Raw genomic sequence first — 554 nt, 5'->3', positions numbered from 1 at the left:
GGGATCCCTCTGCCGGGATGTGGAGGATGCCCGTTTCCCCCTTTTGGTTATCGACAATCGGGATGACACGACCGTCCGATGTAATCAGGGATCCCGTATCGCCGGGTTGTCCACCGCCGGTGGGATAGAATACCGTCCGATCCAACTGGATCCCGTTATCCACAAGGGCAATTACCCGAGCCTGGCAGGTGGTGAGATAGGCCTCCGCCCGAAACAGTTCTTCCGTCATGAGTCATACAGTTGTGCTGTTGCAAACTGCCCTTCACCGTAGCCTATCCGGATCCCTGGGCTAAATCAGAGCTTGCCGGGCCTTGGCGGAGATCCACTCGCTGATGAACACAGAAACGAAGATCACAAGCAGGATCATGCTCACCTGATTCCAGCGCAGGGTGTTGATGGAAGCATCTAGCTGTAGGCCAATTCCACCGGCACCGACCAATCCAACCACCGTAGACTCTCGCAAATTGATATCCCAACGGTAAACTGTTACCCCGAGGATGTTGGTGATCACCTGCGGCCAAATGGCATAGCTCAGTACCTGAGCACCGATAGCC

The 554-nt window shown here is 55.4% G+C and carries 2 protein-coding genes; both read right to left on the bottom strand.

The genetic code is table 11. The annotated features are described in order from the left end of the window. On the bottom strand, nucleotides 1-229 hold a 229-nt coding region (locus tag NW838_RS11065), incomplete at its 3' end, for an alanine--tRNA ligase-related protein (RefSeq protein ID WP_414428046.1). A gap of 60 nt (nucleotides 230-289) precedes the next feature. After that, nucleotides 290-554: PhnE/PtxC family ABC transporter permease (locus NW838_RS11060; protein WP_414428045.1), on the bottom strand; the 265-nt coding region annotated here is incomplete at its 5' end.

The organism is Synechococcus sp. R55.2, assembly GCF_047462075.1.
Lineage (GTDB): Bacteria > Cyanobacteriota > Cyanobacteriia > Thermostichales > Thermostichaceae > Thermostichus.
This window is presented reverse-complemented; position numbering and strand designations above follow the sequence as displayed.